Here is a 21,090-nt window from a genome sequence, read left to right on the forward strand (position 1 = left end):
CTTGCTTGCAAACCGCGTGCGCTCCGCGCTCGATGGCAATGTCAAGCGCCAGTCCCGCGTCACTGTGACGGCTGTCGCCACGGTGCTGTTCACTTTCTCGGGCCTGATGGCCTTCGCCATCCAGAAACCCACCGACTGGAGTCAGGACCGCCTGATGCTCTCGACTGTTTGGAACAGCGCAACACAGTCAGTCTGGGGTCTGAGTTTTAGAGTCGAAGCAATCTTCTGATCGCGGCAAGTTGAATTTAGAGCACGGTTTATGAATTTACTCTAAGCGTGCTGGAAGAGTAATCGGTCCTCAAACCACACTACAAGATCTTCAAAAATGATTTCTGCCGTAGCAACTCCAACCACCAGATCGTCTACAGGTTCATCATCATCAACACATAGATAGTATCCGCTGCGTTCAATCAGGATTTCTGCGAGAAGCCATGCAGTCCGTTTGTTCCCATCAACAAATCCGTGATTGCCAACCATGCTGTGCAGGATCGCGGCAACTTTGTTAGCTATCGGTCTATGATATCCAGAGTATGGCCGGGCCAATGCAGACTCAATAAGGTGCAGGCTCGCGACGCCCTCCCGTCCACCATATTTCAAAGCCTCATCGTGAGCGGTGAGCGCATCAGCAAGTGTCACCCGATAGTGCCGCCTAGCGATAGGCCAGCCTTTCCAATGCCGCGCTGCGTTTGATTGAAGCTTTCTTCACCGCAGATTGCGACATGTTGCTGGCTTTGGAAACGCCATTTGAGGTGGTCACTTCCACGAAACGGCCTGTTGAAGCTTCTCGCTTTATGGTGCCGCCATGTACCGGCGTGGTTTTTGTTTTCTGTTTCATATCAAACCCGGAGAACCAAGTACCTGTGAGTTATTGATATACTTATATAGATCGAATGCTAATTTCTACAATTTTTCATGCTGGATGGGACTGTCTGCCTGCTTTCAGTTCCCCCCTACCGCCGCGCCACGGCCTGCCGGCTAACTCCGTCCAACCTGTTCGCGCAGCCGTGCCATCACATCCACCCCCATCTGCTTCAGCAGATCGATCACATCCAGCGGCACCCAGTTCTCGCGGATGCGGCCTTCATGGTGGAGGTAGAAATCCATCACCCGCATGCCAACTTCGCGGCCCGTAGGGCCGGTGCCGAACAGAGTGCCGCCGCTGTGGGTCGCCACCACGCTCGGCCAGCCGCCGGTGACGGAATAGGCGCCGTCGCCGATCTGGATGTAATGACCGGCATCCGGATAGGCGTCCAGCCGGGTCAGAGTCTGGCCGCCCTTGCGGCCGGGAAATGCAAGGCGGAACGGCAATTGGTGAAAATCGACAAATCCGGCGAGGCCGCGCGTGGTGCCGATGCCGGACGGGCCATACCACATCATCTTCTCGTGCCAGTGCTGTTTCTGCGGCATCGCCAGCAGCCCTTCACGGCCTTTGTGCTCATGGTCGTTGTAGTCCGCCAGCGTTTTGTGCATCGCCAGGGTCTGGGCAATTGAACCAAGCCCCTCTTCCATATCCTGTTCGCTGAACACCAGCCCGTCACATGTGATCGGCCCCATCCAGCGCCCTTCCCTGCCACGGCTTGGCGCCAGCGGCCAATACCCGGCCTGGCGGATCAGATCGAGAATATCCCACAGGCAGGTCGAGCGGGTAATCCGGCCATCGGTAATTTCATGGACTTCGCCATAGCGCAGCCAGACCGGCTGGCCCGTCGCGGGAATATCCAGCCAGTCCTGCCGGAAGGTCGCGCAATAATGGCCCAGACAGGCAACCAGATCCTTTTCAGCACCATGACGGTCGCAGTAGCGCCCGCCGACGATAATTTCGTCGCGCCGCTCCAGATCGGGAAAACTGTGCAGCAGCGGCTGCCAGACGGTTTCCGCCATCGCCTGCGGCCCCTGCATCTCATTCAAAGGATGCGAGCCGCGCCAGATGGCATCATCATGATAGGCCTTGCCCAGCGCCTGCAGAACGTCGGTTTTGCTGCTGGTGGCAATCGCCGTCTGAAAATCGCGAATAGCCATCTTGTTGGCAAGATTGCCGGATTGGGAAATTGGGCGCGCGCCGTTCTGTGCCATATTATCCTGCTGATACCTGAAACTGAACCATCCGCCCTGCGGATTCACCTACATGTTGAATACCTATGCAAGAACCGCTGCAATTGGCAAGAGGGCAATTCAGAGCCATCAATTTCGGACCGTGAAATCACTGCCAGCGCGCACCCTGACGTGTCAATTCGGCTTGAATCGCGCCGACCGGCAGATCGGCCGGCGCGCAATTCTTCCGCACTGACAGAGCGGCGGCAATTCCCGCGCCCTGCCCGCCAACGGCGCAACAGGCCATGTTGCGGGTGGCGGCATGACTGATCCGGTCGCCGCCAGTGCAGCGTCCTGCAATCAGCAGGTTCTGTATTCTTTTGGGCAACAAATTGCGGTAGGGGATGTGAAAATAGCGCCCTGTGGTCGGCAGGATCAACAGTCCGTAACCATCGATGAATTCCGGGAAAATTCCAATACTGTCGTCAAAGCGGGCTTCCTCGCGCACATCCGCTTCGCGCATATTGTAAAGGCAGTCCACCTTGCGGGTGTCGCGAATACCGATCGACATACCGAAATTACGCAGCCTTATGCCTTCACAACCCGGCGAATAGGCGCGCAACGCCTCTATTGCCAGCATCGCCTGCTTGCGGCCTTCCATCTCGGAACAGGTCAGGGAATGCGGGTCAGTGCCATCCACCCCGTCCAGATGCACAAGGTTCATATAGGTCATCTCGCCGGTATCATGCACCGCGCCCCAGGTGCCGGCAATGGTGTTGAGATGGGGCGGGATCAGGCCGGCCTTGATGGCAAGGTCAAACGGTTTTTTCAGAAAAGGCGAGAACATTGCGTCCTCTTTGCCGGAGGTTTCAAGGTTCCATTCGCCGCCGCCAGCCCAGTCGGCATAGGTCTGTGGATCGGCTTTCACGCCCTCGAGAAATTTACGTTTGTCAATGCCGGCGACATGAAACATCACCGACGCCGCCATCAGCTGCTCCCGCGGCGGTTTGGTGGTTGGCGCACCAGCGCGCGCTGCCACATCAGCATCACCGGTGGCATCGATTACCCGGTCGGCCAGGATCGCTTCGCGCCCTGCCTTGCTTTCGGTGATGATGCCGGTAATGCGTGCGCCATCCATGATGGGGGCAACGAATTGACGGTGCAGCATGGGAAAAATGCCAGCCTCCTCCACCAGCCGGTCGGCCACCAGCTTGAAGCCTTCGCTGTCGATTTCATAGCTGAGAGACTGGCTTTCAGGCACTGCGGCGCCATGGGCTTTGGCGCTGTCCTCAAATTCGCGGACGATGCCGTTGCTTTCCACTGTCTGCTCGTGGCGGTACCAGTGCATGCCTTCAACGCCGACCACGGTGATGTTGCCGCCAAAACAGCCAAAGCGCTCGACCAGCGTGGTCTGTGCTCCGGCGCGGGCCGATGCCAGCGCGGCAGACAGGCCACCTGGGCCTGAGCCAACCACCACAACCTCGGTTCTGTGAACGACGTCTGTCCGGCGCTCCGGCTCGGTGATGGTCTGCATAATTTGGCCTCCCGCAACTGAAAATCACGGACTAATCAGTTACAGACCCGGCGCTTTTTTTCCACGGATATTTGAGCAGCACTCAGGGACTGGAGAGAAACGCCAGGGCCGAACTCATCCCGTCAACGAAACGCACGCCATATCGATCGCTCAATTCCCGGCCCCGTCCGGCATAGGCACCAGAGCCCAGAATAATGCATTCCGCACCATCCCCATTGATGGCGCAAGTGATCTGCAATTCAAGCTGGGCCTCTGCATGGTCCGTCCGCTGAAATGCATCGGCCACACCCACACCGCAGGCCCTCACAGTTCCCCTCCCGGCAGGATCATATTTGGCCAAAAGCTTCCGGATGGTCGGGATCTGGCCCTCCACCGTCGTTACAACACTATAGGGCCGAGCGGTCTCAACCGCTGTCTGGATGGCGGACTGGGCAATGCTGAACACCTGTCCGGTCACCAGATTGCGCGCTTCATCAACTGCAATGTCGTCAAAACACGCCAGAACATAGGCGTCCATATCCGGATAATCTGCGATCAGCTCCATGACGGTTTCAACGGCCCAGGCGCGATCTGCCGCAGTCTCGACCGAAAATGGACCATTGGCTGGATTGGTCGCTTCCACGCACAGATTACCGGCCGTTTCCGCCGCAATTTGCAAACTCATTTCCTGCGTGATCTGCGCATTGGTGTTGGGGTTGATCACCAGCACGCGCTGCCTCTGGCTGCCTGTGTTTTCCGAATTCATTCTAAGGGTTGCCTGTCAGTGCCTGGGGCAGCCACAACGCGATCTGGGGGACAAACAACAGCAGGATTGTGAACGCGATCATGATCAGCACATAAGGAAACGCGCCATTGATCACATCGGAAAAATTGCCGCCATCTGTCCGGATTCCCTGAACGACAAACAAGTTCATGCCCACGGGCGGGGTGATGAGTGCCAGTTCGCACATCAGTACAATGAAAATGCCGAACCAGATCGGATCGACGCCGACAGACGCCACCAGCGGCACGGTGATCGGAACCGTCAGCACCAGCATCGACATTGCATCCATGAACATCCCGAGTAACAGATAGAAAATGATCAGGACACATATCAGTCCGACCTGGCCAAGATCAAAGGTGGCGACCCACTGGGTGACAGCCTGGGTCGCGCCAAGCATTGAAATTGTGACATTCAGCAGCAGCGCGCAGGCCAGCACGATGACCGTCATTCCGGTCGTTCGTGCCGCCTGCATTGAGCAATTGATCAACAGTTGAAGCGACAGCCGCCGGTTAGCGGCAATAATCAGCAGCGCAACGACAACGCCGATGGCAGCAGATTCTGTCGGCGTTGCATAGCCGCCATAAATCGAACCCATGACGATGCCGAAAATCAGCAGCGGAGGAAACAGAAAACGCAAATAAGCGAGCTTGACGCGCAGCGGCACCGGATCGCTCTCGACCTGACTGTTGTGGCCCTGAAACAGCAGGATGTAGACGGAAAACAGCGACGCCAGCAGAATACCGGGAACCAGACCCGCTGCGAAAAGCTGACCCACCGACACATTTGCCAGAGACCCGTAGACCAGCAGATTGATGCTCGGCGGAATAAGAATACCCAGCGTTCCACCCGCCGCCAGCGACCCCAGCGAAGGTCCCGGTCGATACCCGCGCGCTTCCAGCGCCGGCAGCGCAATGGTGCCCACTGTGGCAGCTGTTGCAACAGACGATCCGGATGTTGCGGAAAACAGCGCGCAGGTGGCAATATTGGTGTGTAACAGTCCCCCCGGCAAACGGTTCAGCCAGACTGCAAGAGCATCATACATGCGGTCCGCAATGCCGCCGCGCAGCATCAGCTCGCCAAGCATCATGAACAGTGGAATAGCCAGGATCGATGGACTGTTGAGACTGGTCCAGATAACACCGCCCATCATGTCGACCATCGGCGTGCCGAAAAAGAGATATCCGCCAAAAGCGCCGACCCCGACGATGGCGACGGCGACGGGAAAGCTGAGAAACATCAGCGAGAGCATGGCTAGGAACCCCAGCCCGACAACCCCAATATTCATCGTGAGATCTCCTGCCGTTTTTTCAGATCTTCCAACTCGGCGACAACTTCCTCGTCAGCTGATCCGGGACCATATTTCCGATCCAGCGTGGTCCAGTCCCGCTCAACTGCCAGCTTCAGCGCGCGAAGAAACATGATGAGGGCTGCCGCCGCGAAAATGGCCATGGCGAGCAGCCAAACCGATTGCGGATAAATCAACGGTGTCGCCCACGGTGTTTGCGCTATGGAGCGATAGTTCAGCGTGTCCTGAACAGTCGTCACAGTGAAATACAGAAGAAACAGTGCCAGCAATGCCAGAGAGGCAAAGGCGAGCAGGTTCAAAAGCGCACGCAACTGCACGGGAAGCTGCGTGTGCAACAGGTTGATGCGGATATGAGCGCTGTCTGCAGCTGCGACCACAAAGGCCAGAGGGGCGACAATGGCGACTGCATAGCCGCCAAGTTCATCCACCCCACCAAGGGAAAAGGCAAAGAATTTTCTGAGCAGCACTTCGGCACATATGAGGACCGAGAGCAGCAACATGCTCACGCCAAACACAATACCTGAAAACCGTGACAGTCTTTCCATCGCCTTTCCCCCTGATCCGCCGCGCTAAAGACCGAGCTGTACGCCGATGGTCTCGCGCCAGATTTTTTCACATTCCGGGAACACTGCATTGCACTGTTCGGCCCAGACAGGCAGCGATACCTTGCCGACAGCTGCAGCCACGGTTGCAATGTCAGCATCGGTGACTGGCGCAGCTTTCAGATTATAGGGTTTACCCAGCTCGCAAGGTTCCTGACCGGTATTGCAATTCATCGCATCAATGAAAAGTTCTTCCGAATAGGCCCAGATATCATCTGTCAAAGTGGTGATGGATGCCTGCAGTTTCTCCTGATCCTCAGAAGACAGCGTCTCCCATTTGTCCAGATTGATGGCGTATCCGTTGACGGCAAGCTGGAGCGCAATCGGCAGAACCGTGGTAGTCGCTTCCGGCCAGCCCGCAGAATTGGCAGAGGCCGGCCCGGTGATTGCGCAATCAACCACACCGCGTGTCAGGGATTGCTGAACCTCTCCGAACGGCATCGGCACGCCTGTTGCACCAAGGCCGGATACAAAATTTGCCGCGCTCTGGTCACCAACACGGACTTTCAAGCCCTTCAGATCCTCAAGCCCGTTGATTTCCGGTTTGCAGAACACGACCTGCGGACCCGCTGGCCATACGCCCAGAAGCTTTGCATTGAATTGTTTCTGCAGCCGCGCATCCACTGTGCCAACGAACGCATCCATATGCTTCCTGCCGGCTTCAAAACTGGTGTTCAGACCTATCAGATCGAGACCAAGAATGCTCGGCTCGTCTCTGCTGACCTGTGGGCCACGGATAGAGACAATATCGAACAAGCCGGATTTCAGGACGCGCAGACCGTCGGAGTCCGGGACACCAGCCACATCCACCGGAATATATTGTGCTGTGGCATCAAGACCCGTGCTCTCGCCCATGGCTTCAAAAAACGGTTTCTCCTTGTTCTGCGCGATCAATCCGGAGCCGGCCGGTTGCCCGAGCACTTTGAAAGTCGTCGGCTCTGCCAAGGCAGCTGAGGAAAACAGCAGTGCGGTTGTCAACGTTGCAGTCAGGACTCGATATGACATCTGGTTTACCTTCCATATATGCGCCACATGACGCGACAGGTTTCGTTGAGATAGTTCACTTGAATGCAGAACTAGCAGCACTGAATGATATACAGATTTCATGTTATATGTACATGAAACTGTAATTCCAATTATGTATCAAATACTTAAATGATTTTTTGAAGAATGTTTCAAAAAAATAGATGAGAATTCACGCCCGATTGATGGGCAGCAAAGAACAGCAGATGCAACGCATACAGGCAGTTCAACCGGTCGATAAAGCAGTGAACCAGCCTAAAGCTCGTCCATCTGATCATTAGCAAGCTCAATTGAACGCAGCCGGGCCCGCGCCTTGCCCCTGGAAATTTCGATCGCGCGCAGCACGATCATATGGCACAGCGCCATCACCGACACGTGGTTGAACAGCGGACCGCTCGCGGCCGCACCCGCTACGATCGATGCGCACACACCTTCATGACCACCATATTCATCGCGGCACGATCATCTTCTGGATCAATCAATGAGAAGTTGTACAAGGGATGCGCTGGCGATCCACCGCTGTGTGCGCAAGTTCGACCCGGAGATCGCGATGCGGCTGTTTAATTTCCGCCTTCATGGCCCTGTCCTCCAACCGCATTGGACATAGATATCCATGGGCATGTGATGGCAATTGTCCAATTCACATTCATAGTGCTGGTTAGATGATTTAACTCTTCTTGCCTGAACGCTGCATTTGCGCCGACGCCGCAGCAGATTTCACCCCTCCTGATCCATTTGGATTCCCAAGTGTATTATCCATTCTCAGTCATTGGGGCCGGGGCCGGATCCTTTGATTTCGCGGTAAGGTTAGTCGATCCCGTCTTCGGGCACAGGCAGCACCTCGAGGCGGTCTTTGATTGCTTCGAATTTAATCGACGTGCTGCCAAGATGTGCGAACAACAACGCACCAAGCTTTTCGCGGTTGCGCGCGGCCAACGCTTCAAGAATATGTTCATGTTCTTCCACGGCTGTCGGCCATAGGGCGTTATTAAGGTTCGAGACGTATCGTACTCGGTAGAGCTGAGTATTCAGGCGGCCATGGGTCTCGACGAGAGCGCTGTTTCCACTGGCCTCAGCTATGGCCAGGTGGATTGCCTGGTTCGCTTGAAAATAGGCCTTGCGATCGCTGCGACTAAAGGCAGCTAACATCTCATGGTGCAGCGCACGGATCTCCGCGATTTCGTCATCGGTGGCGTTGTCGCAGGCCAATTCCCCCGCCAGCCGCTCAAGCGCAGCCAGAACCATCAATTTTTCGATCACGTCTTCGCTGCTGAACCCGGATACAGTTGCGCCGCGATTAGGTGACAGATCAACCAACCCTTCGGCGGCCAGAATCGCGAATGCCTTGCTCAGCGGCGTGCGAGATACATTTAGGACTGCAGCTAGATGGCGCTCTCTGAGTCGTTCGCCAGGAGGTATTTCATCCAGCACGATCATCTGACGCAGGCGGTCCGCGACGCATCCGGTGAGCGATTTGTTCGTGTGCTCGATGGTCATTTTGCACCTGACAAATTTGGATGGCATGCCAAAATTTGGTAAACCATATATGCTTTCACTCCTTCACGGTTAATGCGTACGAGCATTGTTCCCTCAATTCTTATTTCTAACGGCGTTGGCAGAATAATATTTTTATCTCTATTTTACAATACATTACTGGACTGCATTCTGACAACATCCAATTCTGGGCCCGTATTGCGTGCCGTATTATTGCATAAAGGCGTTGACAGTAGATGGTATTCCAAACAATGGTAGCGCATAGATTAACATATGGCATGCCAAATTAGCCCGCGAAGTGCAAGTTTCGGCGGCCGCTGTTTCGAGACGCTGAGAACCGATGATGCTCTATTGTGATTATAGCACTATAGGAAGCGCAACTGACGCATCTTTCGCGGTAGCAGGGTGCCTTCCGATCCTCGCATTGGTAACGGCCACGCAATGAAGGCGGTTTTTTTACTTTTTGACAGCCTCTGCCGCGATGCCCTTGGCTGTTATGGTGGCAGGATCCCGACACCGAACTTCGATAGGTTGGCGGCCAAAGGGGTAACATTTGACTCCCACTATGTTGGTTCTTTGCCTTGTATGCCCGCGCGGCGGGATCTGCAAACCGGGCGACTCGGATTTATGCACCGCAGCTGGGGCCCGTTAGAGCCTTTTGATGACAGCTTTCCGGAGCTGCTGACCAAGGGCGGCGTTTATTCGCATCTGTCAACTGACCATTATCACTATTTCGAGGATGGTGGATCGACCTACCACAATCGCTATACCACTTATGATTTCATCCGTGGGCAAGAAGGTGACGCTTGGGTCCCCAAAGTCGCACCCCCAATAGCCGAATATCGCAATAACTACCACGCCCTACAGTTTGAAGAAACCCGAAAGGGCCATCGCCTGCAGGGCTTGATCAACCGCGAGCGCATTGTCAAAGAAGAAGATTTCCCCTGTGTCAGGACATTCGATGCGGGACTGAACTTTTTGCGCGGCAACGGTGCCGAGAAAAACTGGCTCCTGCAGCTGGAAACTTTCGATCCGCATGAACCTTTCTTGGCCCCCGCCCGGCATCGCAGCAAATTCCCAACCTCATACCAGGGCCCAATCCTGGATTGGCCGCGCTACAAGGCCGCTGACACCACGCCCGAAGAAACCGACGAGATTCGCGCCAATTATGCGGCCTTGATTCTGCTTTGCGACGAACAGCTTGGTCGCCTTCTAGACGAATTCGACGTCAATGACCGCTGGGATGATACCGCCATCGTAATGACCACAGATCACGGCTTCATGCTGGGTGAGCATGGCTGGTGGGGTAAAAACCAGATGCCGTTCTTCAACGACATCGCAAACATTCCGCTGATTATCTACCACCCCGATGCCGCACATCGTGCCGGGACGCGGATAACGGCGCTGACGCAGACCATCGACATTATGCCGACCCTGCTTGAGATCTTTGATCAGCCAATCCCCACTGACGTTACCGGGCGGTCCATTCTGCCACTCATGCGCGGCGAGACTGACAATATCCGGGATGTCGCAATATTTGGTATCTATGGGGGGGCCGTGAATGCGACTGACGGGCAGCACACCTATTTCCGCTATCCAGATCACATGGAAACGACGGGCATGTACGAATACACGCTTATGCCTGTCCACAACTACAATATGTTCGAGCCGCGTGAGTTGGAGGCGGCCGAGTTGCACCCGGGTTTCCGCTTTACCAAAAATGTGCCTGTCCTGAAGATACCGGCGGTTCCTGACGCCAAACGCTCACCGCGGCAAGGCGGGTTCTACGACACAGAAACACGGCTGTTCGATCTGGCCACAGATCGGGAGCAGTCCGCGCCGTTCCGCGATGTAGGGACCGAGGAGCGCTTTTGCCAGCTGATTGCCCGAGAGATGGACCTGCATGATGCACCGCCCGAACTTTATGCGCGATGGAAAGTTACCTCGTCCAGGCAGCAGACAAAACCCAGTGGCACCCTGGTTGAGCCTGACCAAGATAACCGAAGGAATGCTTGATATGACTGACAAGCCAAGCATAGCGATCATACCAGGCGGTCTCGCTGGAATCGGTCCTGAACTGACTGCGAAACTGTTGAACGAACCGGGTATATTAGACGCGGCCGATATCACCTTGGTTGGCCATCAGCACCTTTGGCAGCGCGGCGCTCGTGCTGCGAGCAAGCTGCGCGCGCTGCTGCATATCTTAGAGCGTAAGGCTGGTCGTGTTCTCGTCAAAGGCTTCCCCACCGTCTTCGTAGTGTCTGATGCGATGATCCATGGCGGCCCCTACCCGGCCTCAACCAATTACGGTGCCACATCCGTCGGCACCCTGTCCATCCGGCGTTTTCTACGCCCCGGTTGCTTTCAGAACATGCTCGAGAGGTTAGTTCCTGAATTCAGTTAACGCCCCAAATGGATATGCCGCCAAAACCCGAGGAGTTCGGGTCGGGCAATCCACATAATTAACCCTAGGAGGAGAAGAAAATGAAAAATTTCACTTTGGTCATGGCCGCTACGCTAGGCCTCATCGCTGGACCAACGCTGGCGCAGGAGTATCCTTCGCGCACGATTGAAGTTTTGATTCATTCGGGCGCTGGCGGCGGTACGGATATGAACGCCAGAGCTCTTGCTGCCCCGTTGGGCAAGATTCTGGGAGTCAACACCGCAGTCATCAGCCGTAAAGGCGGCGCGGGGGCAGTGGCAATGGAATATCTGGCCGATACTGAGGCCGATGGTTACACATTGTCCATGATCACCATTGGCCATGCCGGAACCATTGCACGCGGCGCCGCTGCTATGGATACCTCAGACTTTGTGTATCTAGGGCGCGGAACCTCTGAACCGCAGGTGCTCTATACCAGCTGTGGTCGCTTTGATACAGCCGCCGATTTCGTCGCTGCGCAAAAAGATGAGTCGCTCATCTACGGCATCACCAGTGTAGGCGGTGTAGATGACATCACTGCATTCCTGTTCACCGAGCGCGGCGGGATGCAGCCGCCCCGTGCCGTCCCGTTTGAAAGTGGTGGTGAGGTGGTCACCAATTTAATCGCGGGGAACGTGGATGTAGCCGTCCTGAACCCTGGTGAGGCATCCGTTCAGGTTGGAACCGGCGAGATTTGCCCAACGGTTGTCGTAGCACCCGCACGGTTCTCTGGCTATCCTGATGTGCCAACAGCTCGCGATATTGGTATCAACGCGGCCCTGTCCACTGTGCGCGGCTTTGCCGTAAAGGCTGGCACTGATCCTGAGATTGTGGCGATTCTGGAAAAGGCCGTTGCAGAAGCAATGGATTCAGAGGAATACCGGGCATTCCTTGATAGCCAAGGGCTGGATTATGACACCAGCGTCGGCACGGCTGCTGAATGGGAGAAAGAGTTCACTACGATGGTTAGCGACATGCGCGCCGCGATGACGGCCCTTGGCTACATCCAGTAAGCGCTGTGATGCCTCAAGACAGCAATGAAACCGGACTGGAGCGGGCACCTGGTGCCCGCTCCGCCGGCATACTTTCCGGGATGGCGGTTTTTCACCTGCTGATTCTGGGAGTATGTGTCACTGCATTTGTGCTGACACTTAGCTTTGCGCCAGTTCCGCCGCCCTTGCGCCGCGGGATGTCACCTGAAACCTTCCCGCGCATTATCCTTGCGTTGATCGCGATCCTGACACTTTTTTCTTTCTTGCGCGAGACGAAAACCACCAACGCCAGCAAGATGCAAACAATTCCACCAGTGTTTGCTTTTAGCGTATCCTGCCTTCTAGGCTTGCTCCTGATCGGTGTGAGTGTCGACTTATTGCTTTCTATTTTCTTCTTTATCGCCGTTGTCATGTGGCTTTGGGGGGAACGACGACCAGTGTTCATTGGTGCGACTGCAATAATTGTGCCGATCGTCTTGTTTGTCTTGTTCAGCGAAGTCTTGGGAATCCGATTTCCACGCGGCCTGATCGTCAACCTCATTTACGGGTAGAGACATGGAATTTCTAGAAATCTTGACATCGACCCTGGATCCGATGACTCTGTTTTTGGTTGTGCTTGGCACGCTTTTTGGAATTGTTATAGGTGTCCTCCCCGGTATGGGGCCGACGGTCGCCTGTGCTGTTGTTTTGCCGTTTACAGCAGGTATGGAACCGCTCGACGCAATCACTCTTCTCGTGGCGATATATTGCGCGGGCACCTATGGCGGGTCTGTCTCAGCAATCTTGATCAACACGCCTGGCACACCGGCCTCAGTTGCCACGGCGCTTGACGGTTATCCACTGGCTCAGAAGGGACAGGCCGGGCGGGCCCTTGGCATTGCAACTGTCTCAAGCGCCATCGGGGGGCTTGTCGCAGTGGTGATTTTCATCCTGTCAGCTCCAGCGCTGGCAAAAGTAGCTTATCAGTTCGGACCGGCGGAATATTTCGCTCTGACTGTGTTCGGTCTTTGTATGCTCACGACCATTGGCGGTGACCCGCTGAAAAGCATGATCTCGGGCTTGTTCGGTATCCTTCTCGCCACCATAGGTCTGGATATTATGACAGGAGTGGCGCGTTTCACTTTCAATAACGCGCACATCGCTGATGGACTTAGCTTCGTCCCGGTGCTCGTTGGTCTATTCGCCATCAGCGAGTTCCTGCTGCAGTCCACCCGTCACGGCATTAAGCGCGAGACCATCAAACTCGACGCTATTCGTCTACCGTCGCGTGACGACTACCGCCAAATCTGGAAAACGATCTTGCGCGGCACCGGCATAGGGACCTTTGTCGGTATCCTGCCCGCTGAGGGCGGAACCGTAGCGGCGATCATGTCCTACAATGAAGAACGCCGCTGGTCAAAAACGCCTGAGGATTTCGGGAAAGGCTCTATCAACGGCATCGCCGCCGCTGAAAGCGCCAATAATGCGGCCACGGCTGGCGCGATGGTGCCCACTCTGGCTCTCGGCATTCCGGGCGGCGGGACGACGGCGGTCATTCTCGCCGCGTTAGTCATGCACGGCCTGCGGCCCGGTCCACAGCTGTTTCTTGAACAGGCGGAGTTCTTCTACGGCATCGGCATCACCATGGCGCTTGCCAATATCTGTTTCTTCGTCCTTGGCCTTTACCTTGCAAGGCACTTCGCGAAAGTGACATTGATCCCAGCGGCGATCCTTTGGCCGATCATCGCAGTGATCTCTGTCGTCGGAATCTACTCCTTTGGCCAGTCGATGTTCGACGTTGCGGTCATGCTTGGAGCGGGTGTGATCGGATTTTTCATGAAGCGGTATGGATTTTCGCCCATTGCACTCGCTATTGGGCTTGTTCTTGGTGGTCTGGTTGAAACGACCCTGCGCCAATCGCTTGTCATTTACGACGGCAACGCGTTGTTGTTATTCTCCTCACCGTTGGCGGTCGTTTTCTTCGTCATGGCGGCCCTCGCTTTGTTAGGGCCGATGATCAAAAAGACTATCTCTCGACTTCGGATTGAATAGATGGAGTGGTTGCCGCTCTACCCCCACGACAATTCATGTTTGATGATTGTGGTGTTCACGGCCACAAAATGCGAGGGGCGGAAGATGCAACGCATACAGGCAGTTCAACCGGTCGATAAAGCTGTGAACCAGCCTAAAGCTCGTCCATCTGATCATTAGCAAGCTCAATTGAACGCAGCCGGGCCCGCGCCCTGCCCCCGGAAATTTCGATCGCGCGCAGCACGATCATATGGCACAGCGCCATCACCGACACGTGGTTGAACAGGGGGCCGCTCGCGGCCGTATAGCACCTGAAATGCCAGCTCGGCCTTGAATCCGCCGCCACACCTTCATCGGTGATATAAAGCAGCTTGGCTTTCTTGCCGGTCAACTGGGTCAGCAAAGTATCGATAACAGCAACGCGGCGGCGCAGACCGATCATGATGACACAATCATCTTTCTGGATGCTGGCGGTGGACTCGCCCAGCGTCTCGCCCGCGCCCGGAACTGAAACGATATTTTCGGTGACCTGAAGCAACTGCCAACGCAGATAATCGGCTATCGGGTGCCCGGCCCGAAACCCGATAACCCAGGTTTTGCGCGCAGCCAGGATACAGGATGCAACTGCATCAATCTCCGATTGATTGATGGCTGCAAAGGTTCTGTCCAGATTGGCTTTGCCCTGCACGATGTTTGCCGCCAAAGAGCCTTCGACATCATCCATCTTTGGCATGTTGAGAAACAGGCGCGAGCCGGTTTGCTGCTCCTCGCGCGCATGTTTGCGCGCCTCGTCATAATTTTCATAACCAAGCCGCCGCACAAATCGCGAAACCGTGGCCTTGGAAACATTGGCCAGCTTTGCCAGTTCCTGGGCGTCATAACTTGCAAGTTCGCCCGGGAAGTCGCAGACGAATTCGCCAAGACGTCTTTCCGCAGGGTGCATTTTCGGCAATGTGGCTCGCACATGAGACAGAAATGAGCTGTCTTGCTTCTGGGTCATACAATCAGAATTCGCCTGGACCGGTTGTGGTACGGATGGCTCAGTGTTACCGCAACCCTTCTGCGAACGATAGGGCTTTGCGAAATCGCAGGATCATAAGTTGAATCCCGTTAACAGTGGACGATTTGGGATCATTTCAGTCCCTTGTTGTCTTCCGATTCAGGCGGATACCAGTATTGCACGATCTCCGAGCCTTTCTGAATGACGACAAAGTTATTGGCAAACACGCGGTAGGGCGCGCTCCACTCCCCATCCGGCCATTTGATGCGGATTTCCGCCCGCTCTGCCACCCCGGTTCCGACATGGATGAAGCCGGATTGCCCGGAGGCATGGCCACCACCGATCTGAACCTTGCGCACCCGTGTGTCATTGCCGGATTTGACATTGATCGTTGCCCCAACCGCATTGCGGTTCGCGCCGCGCTGCTGCAATTCAATCTGCAGCCAGTTACCCATCGGCCTTGACCCGAAATCCGTTCGCGCACCGCGATTGCGAAACACACTGACTGGCGCTTCCCGGTTGACCACAATCAGATCCAGCATGCCATCCATGTTCAGATCAGCCACCGCACCGCCGCGGCCGCGTCGGTCCAGCGCAATACCGGCCAGATCGCCAGCCTCAAGAAATTTGCCGTCAAATGTGCCGAGCAGTAGATTATCCGGATCATAGGCGGCAAAGTCCGGCATCGATTCCACATTGCCCTTGGCAATGAACAAATCCAGCCGCCCGTCATTATTGATGTCGTCAAACTCGGCATGCCAGCCGGTTGAAGGTTTCAAATCCTCACCTCTATAGGGCCGGTGGGCAGTGGCGCCTTTGGCCACCGCCACATCGCGGTATACTGGACTGGCTTCATCGGCCTCCTCATCAAGGGTCTGCAGCTTGGTGTCGCCCATCGAAGTCAGGGCATATTCCGGCAGTCCGTCGGCATCCAGATCCGCCTCGGCAATGCCCATACCCCAGATCCGCACCGTCTTCCAGCCATCGGCCTTGCGATAGGCTCTGGCTGGGCGTCCGGGGCTGATGCGCCAAAGCTGCTCCTCGCCATCGCGGTAATATTGCCGGTCATTGGTGATCCGCAGCGCCGGTTCACCAGAGCGGTTCCAGTCGGTAAAAATCATCGACAGGGCGCAAAAGCCCGGCGTCAGGGTTTCCGGCTCGGCATAGATCGGCACGTCGCCTGCACCTGGACGCAACAATACATTATTTTCGCAGGTGCCCCAGGGCGAGCCTGGCGCCGCGCGGTCGACATAATTGCCGAATGCCAGGGTGGGGAATGGCTGCCCCGGCTCGAAAGTTGCGGCAAAAGCCGTCGTCCATGCCCGACCACCATCGAATGAAAATGCGCGGTTGGCTTTGGTAAAACTGCAATCCGGTCCACCCTTCAACAGCACATTTTCGCCAACCCGCAACACCGCCAGATCGGTCTGGCCGTCATTATCGATATCCAGCGGATAAAGCCCGGTTACTTCCGTGGCGCTTCCGTCAGGAAAGCCGTTTTCAACCGATCGGAAGGCCAGTTCGCCCCCTGCCGTGCTTGTATTGACGAACAATTGCGCCGGGTTGGTGCCGCCGGCAATCGCCACATCGGGCAACCGGTCACCATTGCAATCGAAAACGGCAACACCGCCCCCGACAAAATACTCCCAGGGACCGGCATATTGATGGTCGATTCCGGCCGCCAACGCGATTTCTTGCATCACCGGCACATCCATCGCGGGAAGCGCCCTGTCCTGCGCCTCCAGATCGCCCGACACAGCACCGAATAGCCCCAGCATCAACAGGGTTCCGCCAATCGTTTTCATGGTTCAATCACCAGAGTTTTGAGATAGGCAATCAGGGCGGAGCGGTCGGCCTCTTCAAGTTCAAGATAGGCATCGCGCGCGTCGCGGCCGGCCCCGCCATGGGCGCTAATCACCTCATTCAGCGTCGTCATGTCGCCGCGATGGCCATAGGGTGCGGTTGATCCGATGCCCCACAATTCGGTGGTCTGGAACACATCACGTTCCACGAAACGCTGCGACAGCAGCTCATTGCCGAAGCCGGCAATCTGGCGGTCGGTCATTTTATGACGTTTCAGATCGCCGAATAGCGGTACCAGGACCTGCCCCTGTTGATTTCGAACGAGGGATTTGGCCCAATCCAGCAAACCCAGATCATAAACTGCCGGATTTTCCAAATCCGTGCTGCGCAAAGTTCCCGCTGCATCCAGCGGGCCGGGATCCTGAAACAGCAGACTGTCGAGCGGCAGCGCCGGGACGTGACAGGAGGCGCAGCCGATGCTCTGGAAAATCCGTGCGCCGCTTTGCGCCGCCTCCTGCCACTCCGCATTGTCCGGAATTTTGGTTCCAGGCGGCGGCAATGCGGCCTGCCAGGCAACCAGAGCGGACACATCCCCCTCGCTCAGCTCGTCAACGGCGGCGTCCTCGTCGAAATCCGCCTCGCCGGTCCAGCGGACACCGAAGCGCTCCGCAGACTGCATGCCGGTGTGATGGTTGAGGGCATTCACGGTGAATTGCCGCAGCGAGGTCATCACCCCCTTCTGACTGAATGGCCGGATCACCAGATCGGTGTCCACTCCGTCGATTTCCTTCAACTCCAGCAGACCATCCGGTTTTGCCGTAATCCAGCCAAAACGGATGCCCTTGGTCACCAGCAAGACGCGGTAATCCTGTCCGCTCCGGCGGGCTGTTTTCAGCGCTTCCCGGCGGATTTTCTGCAGATCGGCACTCATCTCCCGGGCCAGCAGTTCCACCAGGCCAATGCCAAACAAATGGTTGGTGTTGCGCTCATTGGAAAATTGCGGGTCAGAAGTGTCAAAGTCGGCATTGTTAAAGCCTTCCGAGACAAACACATTGACGGTAAAATCCCCAGCGCCGCCCATCACCGGTTCATTATGGCAACTGGAGCAGGAATTCGCGTCAAGCCCGGCCAGGCGCTGAAAGGTATCGGGTGCCGCCCGCTTGCGCTTGGTGGGAATAATGGCCTGGGTCGCCATTGGCCGTCCCGCTCCGTCAAGCGCAGTAAAGGGCGCATCAAACAAAGTGCTGCCGAAACCAATCAACGCCTCCAGCTCTTGCTTGCTGAGAAGGCCCTGATAGCGCGATTGATCGACATGCTGAAAAATCGCGCGTTCAGCCCATGGTTCCACGGCTGCCAGCTCCGCTGTTACCTGCGCCGCGGCGGCCAGCGCCAGGCTCAGCCAGGCAAAACCGGCATACAGCGCAATGGCAGCCGGCCGGTTTTTAAACAACCGAGGCATCGGCAATCTCCTCATCCAGCACCAGCAGCGCGGTCATGGCGCATCCTTCCGCCACCAGCGGCCTTTCATCGGCAAAACAGTCAATATCTATGGCGCATGCATGCCCGCCCCCGACCGTACCCTTCAACGCTTTGCGGAGCGCCCCTTCCATAATATCAAACACCATTGTGCCGCGACCGATCAGGGCAATCGGAAAAGCATCGACCAGCGCAAACAGACTGCACAGACCGGTGCCAATTGCCCGGCCGGCCTCTTCAATCGCATGGATGGCCCTGGCGTCTCCTGCATGAGCCAGATCGGCAATCTGCTGAAAGTCAATGTGATCTGCCGGTGCAGGCGGCATTGTATCTTCCGGCTCGCCACGGGCAGCGCGGCGAATGGCATAATCCCCCGCATAGGCCTCGATGCATCCGCGCCGTCCGCAGCGGCACAACGCCCCTCCCGGCTCAAACACCATATGACCGAACTCGGTACCTGAAGTGTTCAGTCCGTTGACAATTGTACCGCGCAGAAACAGCCCCATACCAACACCATAGGACAGCATGATGCAGGCAAAACTGGTGCTGTAGCGTTTCGGTTCACGGCGGTTCAGCGCCCGCGCAATCAGGTCACAATCATTGGAAACAGATGCGGGAACGCTGAACGCCCGCTGCATCCAGCCTGCCAGCGGCAAATTTCGATGTTCGGTTATCGGCGACCACAGCAATACGCTGCCCGCAACATCGGTCACACCCTGAACACTGACAGCAATGCGCAACAGCATACGGCTTTCATGCCCGGACCGCACGATCGCATCTTTCAGACACCCGACCAGCGCGTCCCTTATATCCTGTGGTGTCAGCTCCGCACTGGTCAGTTGACGCGAACTTTCCGAAATGGTCGCGCCGGAATAATCGACGATCGCAGCGGACACCAGATTCAACTGAAAGATCACGACACCGATCAGGGCGGCCGTCGGATTGACCGTCAGCGCAACCTTGGGACGCCCGCGTCCCAATCCGCTCGACAGGACCTGCGACGGCTGGATCAGGAACCCGTCGGCAATCAGATCCGATGTAATGGCCGAGACCGTCGCTGCGCTTAGCCCGGTTTGCCGGCCGATATCGGTGCGCGATACCAGCCCGCCCCGGCGGACGGCCGATAGGACCAGACCACGGTTTCTGCGACGCACCTCATTGGAGCGTATAACGATTGTCACGATTTGCGTTCCACCCTGTGATCGCAGCTCCTTGACCGGCTGCATTTCACCATAAAATCAGCGGTGCAATGTGTTTTAAGCTGGTTTTTTTCAGCGCCGCAATTTTGAAGTTGACACAGCTTAACGTTTAAGTCACTATTTTTTTCGACCCTCGAATTAAATATGGGTTCGGGGCGGCTTTGGGAAGCAGCCCGTTAATTTTGTGCCAGGCCCAGCTAATGGGTCAGCACGTGGAGGAGAAAATCATGAAGAAATTTACAGCCGCCCTTATGGGCGCTGCCCTTGTTGCTGGCTTTGCCGGCAACGCAATGGCAGAAGGCAAGACGATTGGCGTGTCCTGGAAGATTTTCCAGGAAGAACGCTGGAAGCGCGATGAAGCTGTTATCAAAGGCATCGTTGAAGCAAATGGCGATACCTACATTTCATCTGACGCTCAAGGGTCTGCCGGAAAGCAGCTGACTGATGTGGAGTCGCTCATATCTCAGGGTGCAGATGTTCTGCTGATCGTTCCTTTCGACAGCGAAGCCATTCTGCCAGCCGTGCAAAAGGCAGCTGATGAAGGCATTCCTCTGATCGCCTATGACGTTCAGATCGAACATCCGGATTCACTTTACATCACCTTCGACAATGTCGGTGTTGGCCGCCTGATGGCGCAGGAAATGCTGAAAGTCAAAGACTCCGGCAATTTTGCCTTCATCAAAGGTGACCAGGGCGATCCAAATGCGACCTTCCTGTTCGAAGGCATCATGGAAGTGCTGAAACCGAACATCGATGCCGGCAAGATCAAGAATGTCGGCGAAGCGTTTACCGATGGCTGGAAGCCGGAAAATGCTCAGCGCAACATGGAACAGATGCTGACTGCAAACGACAACAAGATCGATGCGGTTATTTCTGAAAATGACGGCATGGCAGGCGGCGTTGTTGCTGCCCTGGCAGCCCAGGGCCTGGCCGGTTCGGTTCCGGTTACCGGGCAGGATGGCGATCTTGCCGCAATCAACCGGGTTGCTCTCGGCACCCAGCTGGTATCGGTTTGGAAAGACTCCCGCGCGCTTGGTAAAATCGCCGCTGAAGCAGCCCTGATGCTGGCCGATGGCAAAGCCATGACCGATATTCCCAACGTTGCTCCCTTCTCTGGTGGCAAGCGTGGCGTCACGGTGAATTCCATTCTGCTTGAACCAACACCAATCACAAAAGACAATATCAACGTTGTGATCGATGCAGGCTGGATCGACAAGGAAACAGCTTGTAACGGCGTAACCATGGGTTCCATCAACGGCTGTTAAGCCGTCTGCCAGGTCCATCTGTGACCTGACCGAATTTGGGCCGCACTTCCGGATTGGCAGTGCGGCCTTTTTCAAAGTACCGGAATTTCTGCTATTGATCATGTCCGTTGTCACTTGCATGGCTGACACAGATCAGTGCAGGCCAGCCGGACGACGACTTGGGGGGAAAC

General features: G+C 56.1%; 20 protein-coding genes and 1 pseudogene. 7 read left to right on the forward strand and 14 right to left on the reverse strand.

Going from position 1 to position 21,090, the window contains the following annotated elements; all coding sequences use genetic code 11:
• The first annotated feature begins 1 nt into the window (after window position 1).
• Complete coding sequence (locus RAL88_RS06160; protein WP_306268026.1) at window positions 2–229, forward strand: hypothetical protein; 228 nt, start codon at window positions 2–4, stop codon at window positions 227–229.
• 41 nt (window positions 230–270) lie between these two features.
• Here RAL88_RS06160 and RAL88_RS06165 read toward each other — a convergent pair whose 3' ends face one another.
• From RAL88_RS06165 to RAL88_RS06210, 10 genes are all read right to left on the reverse strand, one after another.
• Window positions 271–636 carry a type II toxin-antitoxin system death-on-curing family toxin gene (locus tag RAL88_RS06165; protein ID WP_306268027.1) on the reverse strand — a complete coding sequence of 122 codons (366 nt, stop codon included), beginning with the start codon at window positions 634–636 and terminating at the stop codon, window positions 271–273.
• A 13-nt stretch (window positions 637–649) separates the two neighbouring features.
• Window positions 650–835: a hypothetical protein gene (locus RAL88_RS06170; protein WP_306268028.1), complete on the reverse strand. Its 186-nt coding sequence runs from the start codon at window positions 833–835 to the stop codon at window positions 650–652.
• Window positions 836–975: 140 nt separating this feature from the next.
• On the reverse strand, window positions 976–2,073 hold the full coding sequence (locus tag RAL88_RS06175; protein WP_306268029.1) for an ester cyclase: 1,098 nt from the start codon (window positions 2,071–2,073) through the stop codon (window positions 976–978).
• Between the two features lie 127 nt (window positions 2,074–2,200).
• Complete coding sequence (locus RAL88_RS06180; RefSeq protein WP_306268030.1) at window positions 2,201–3,565, reverse strand: FAD-dependent oxidoreductase; 1,365 nt, start codon at window positions 3,563–3,565, stop codon at window positions 2,201–2,203.
• Between the two features lie 82 nt (window positions 3,566–3,647).
• A complete protein-coding gene (locus RAL88_RS06185) occupies window positions 3,648–4,310 on the reverse strand; it encodes an aspartate/glutamate racemase family protein (protein ID WP_306268031.1) in 663 nt (220 codons plus the stop codon).
• 1 nt (window position 4,311) lies between these two features.
• On the reverse strand, window positions 4,312–5,613 hold the full coding sequence (locus RAL88_RS06190) for a TRAP transporter large permease (RefSeq protein ID WP_306268032.1): 1,302 nt from the start codon (window positions 5,611–5,613) through the stop codon (window positions 4,312–4,314).
• Entirely contained in the window at window positions 5,610–6,179 is a 570-nt protein-coding gene (locus RAL88_RS06195; protein ID WP_306268034.1) for a TRAP transporter small permease, read from the reverse strand. Before RAL88_RS06195 ends, RAL88_RS06190 begins: the two co-directional genes overlap by 4 nt.
• A gap of 24 nt (window positions 6,180–6,203) precedes the next feature.
• Window positions 6,204–7,241, reverse strand: coding sequence for a TRAP transporter substrate-binding protein (locus tag RAL88_RS06200; protein ID WP_306268036.1), 1,038 nt, complete (start codon window positions 7,239–7,241; stop codon window positions 6,204–6,206).
• A gap of 273 nt (window positions 7,242–7,514) precedes the next feature.
• Window positions 7,515–7,688, reverse strand: coding sequence for a hypothetical protein (locus RAL88_RS06205; protein ID WP_306268037.1), 174 nt, complete (start codon window positions 7,686–7,688; stop codon window positions 7,515–7,517).
• 378 nt (window positions 7,689–8,066) lie between these two features.
• Window positions 8,067–8,756, reverse strand: coding sequence for a GntR family transcriptional regulator (locus tag RAL88_RS06210; protein ID WP_306268039.1), 690 nt, complete (start codon window positions 8,754–8,756; stop codon window positions 8,067–8,069).
• A 438-nt stretch (window positions 8,757–9,194) separates the two neighbouring features.
• Here RAL88_RS06210 and RAL88_RS06215 point away from each other — a divergent pair, with 438 nt between their 5' ends.
• The 5 genes and pseudogenes from RAL88_RS06215 to RAL88_RS06235 all read left to right on the forward strand — a co-directional run bounded on the left by RAL88_RS06215 (window position 9,195) and on the right by RAL88_RS06235 (window position 14,198).
• Window positions 9,195–10,769, forward strand: a complete 1,575-nt coding sequence (locus RAL88_RS06215; protein ID WP_306268040.1) for a sulfatase — start codon at window positions 9,195–9,197, stop codon at window positions 10,767–10,769.
• Between the two features lie 169 nt (window positions 10,770–10,938).
• Window positions 10,939–11,157: pseudogene (locus tag RAL88_RS06220) on the forward strand (aldehyde dehydrogenase (NADP(+))); the annotation flags it as partial.
• Window positions 11,158–11,237: 80 nt separating this feature from the next.
• Window positions 11,238–12,188 carry a tripartite tricarboxylate transporter substrate binding protein gene (locus RAL88_RS06225; protein ID WP_306268042.1) on the forward strand — a complete coding sequence of 317 codons (951 nt, stop codon included), beginning with the start codon at window positions 11,238–11,240 and terminating at the stop codon, window positions 12,186–12,188.
• Window positions 12,189–12,196: 8 nt separating this feature from the next.
• Complete coding sequence (locus RAL88_RS06230; protein ID WP_306268044.1) at window positions 12,197–12,718, forward strand: tripartite tricarboxylate transporter TctB family protein; 522 nt, start codon at window positions 12,197–12,199, stop codon at window positions 12,716–12,718.
• A gap of 4 nt (window positions 12,719–12,722) precedes the next feature.
• A complete protein-coding gene (locus RAL88_RS06235; RefSeq protein WP_306268046.1) occupies window positions 12,723–14,198 on the forward strand; it encodes a tripartite tricarboxylate transporter permease in 1,476 nt (491 codons plus the stop codon).
• Between the two features lie 133 nt (window positions 14,199–14,331).
• Here RAL88_RS06235 and RAL88_RS06240 read toward each other — a convergent pair whose 3' ends face one another.
• The 4 genes from RAL88_RS06240 to RAL88_RS06255 form a co-directional block, all read right to left on the reverse strand.
• Entirely contained in the window at window positions 14,332–15,177 is an 846-nt protein-coding gene (locus RAL88_RS06240) for a MurR/RpiR family transcriptional regulator (protein ID WP_306268048.1), read from the reverse strand.
• 131 nt (window positions 15,178–15,308) lie between these two features.
• Window positions 15,309–16,982: a CRTAC1 family protein gene (locus RAL88_RS06245; protein ID WP_306268049.1), complete on the reverse strand. Its 1,674-nt coding sequence runs from the start codon at window positions 16,980–16,982 to the stop codon at window positions 15,309–15,311.
• A complete protein-coding gene (locus RAL88_RS06250) occupies window positions 16,979–18,439 on the reverse strand; it encodes a di-heme oxidoredictase family protein (protein ID WP_306268050.1) in 1,461 nt (486 codons plus the stop codon). Before RAL88_RS06250 ends, RAL88_RS06245 begins: the two co-directional genes overlap by 4 nt.
• Window positions 18,423–19,637 (reverse strand): ROK family transcriptional regulator, encoded by a 1,215-nt coding sequence (locus RAL88_RS06255; RefSeq protein WP_306268052.1) that lies wholly within the window; start codon window positions 19,635–19,637, stop codon window positions 18,423–18,425. Before RAL88_RS06255 ends, RAL88_RS06250 begins: the two co-directional genes overlap by 17 nt.
• Before the next feature lie 245 nt (window positions 19,638–19,882).
• Here RAL88_RS06255 and RAL88_RS06260 point away from each other — a divergent pair, with 245 nt between their 5' ends.
• Window positions 19,883–20,920, forward strand: a complete 1,038-nt coding sequence (locus RAL88_RS06260; RefSeq protein ID WP_306268054.1) for a substrate-binding domain-containing protein — start codon at window positions 19,883–19,885, stop codon at window positions 20,918–20,920.
• The last annotated feature ends 170 nt before the right edge of the window (window positions 20,921–21,090 follow it).

Origin of the sequence: Pararhizobium sp. IMCC3301 (assembly GCF_030758315.1) — a bacterium.
Taxonomy (GTDB): domain Bacteria; phylum Pseudomonadota; class Alphaproteobacteria; order Rhizobiales.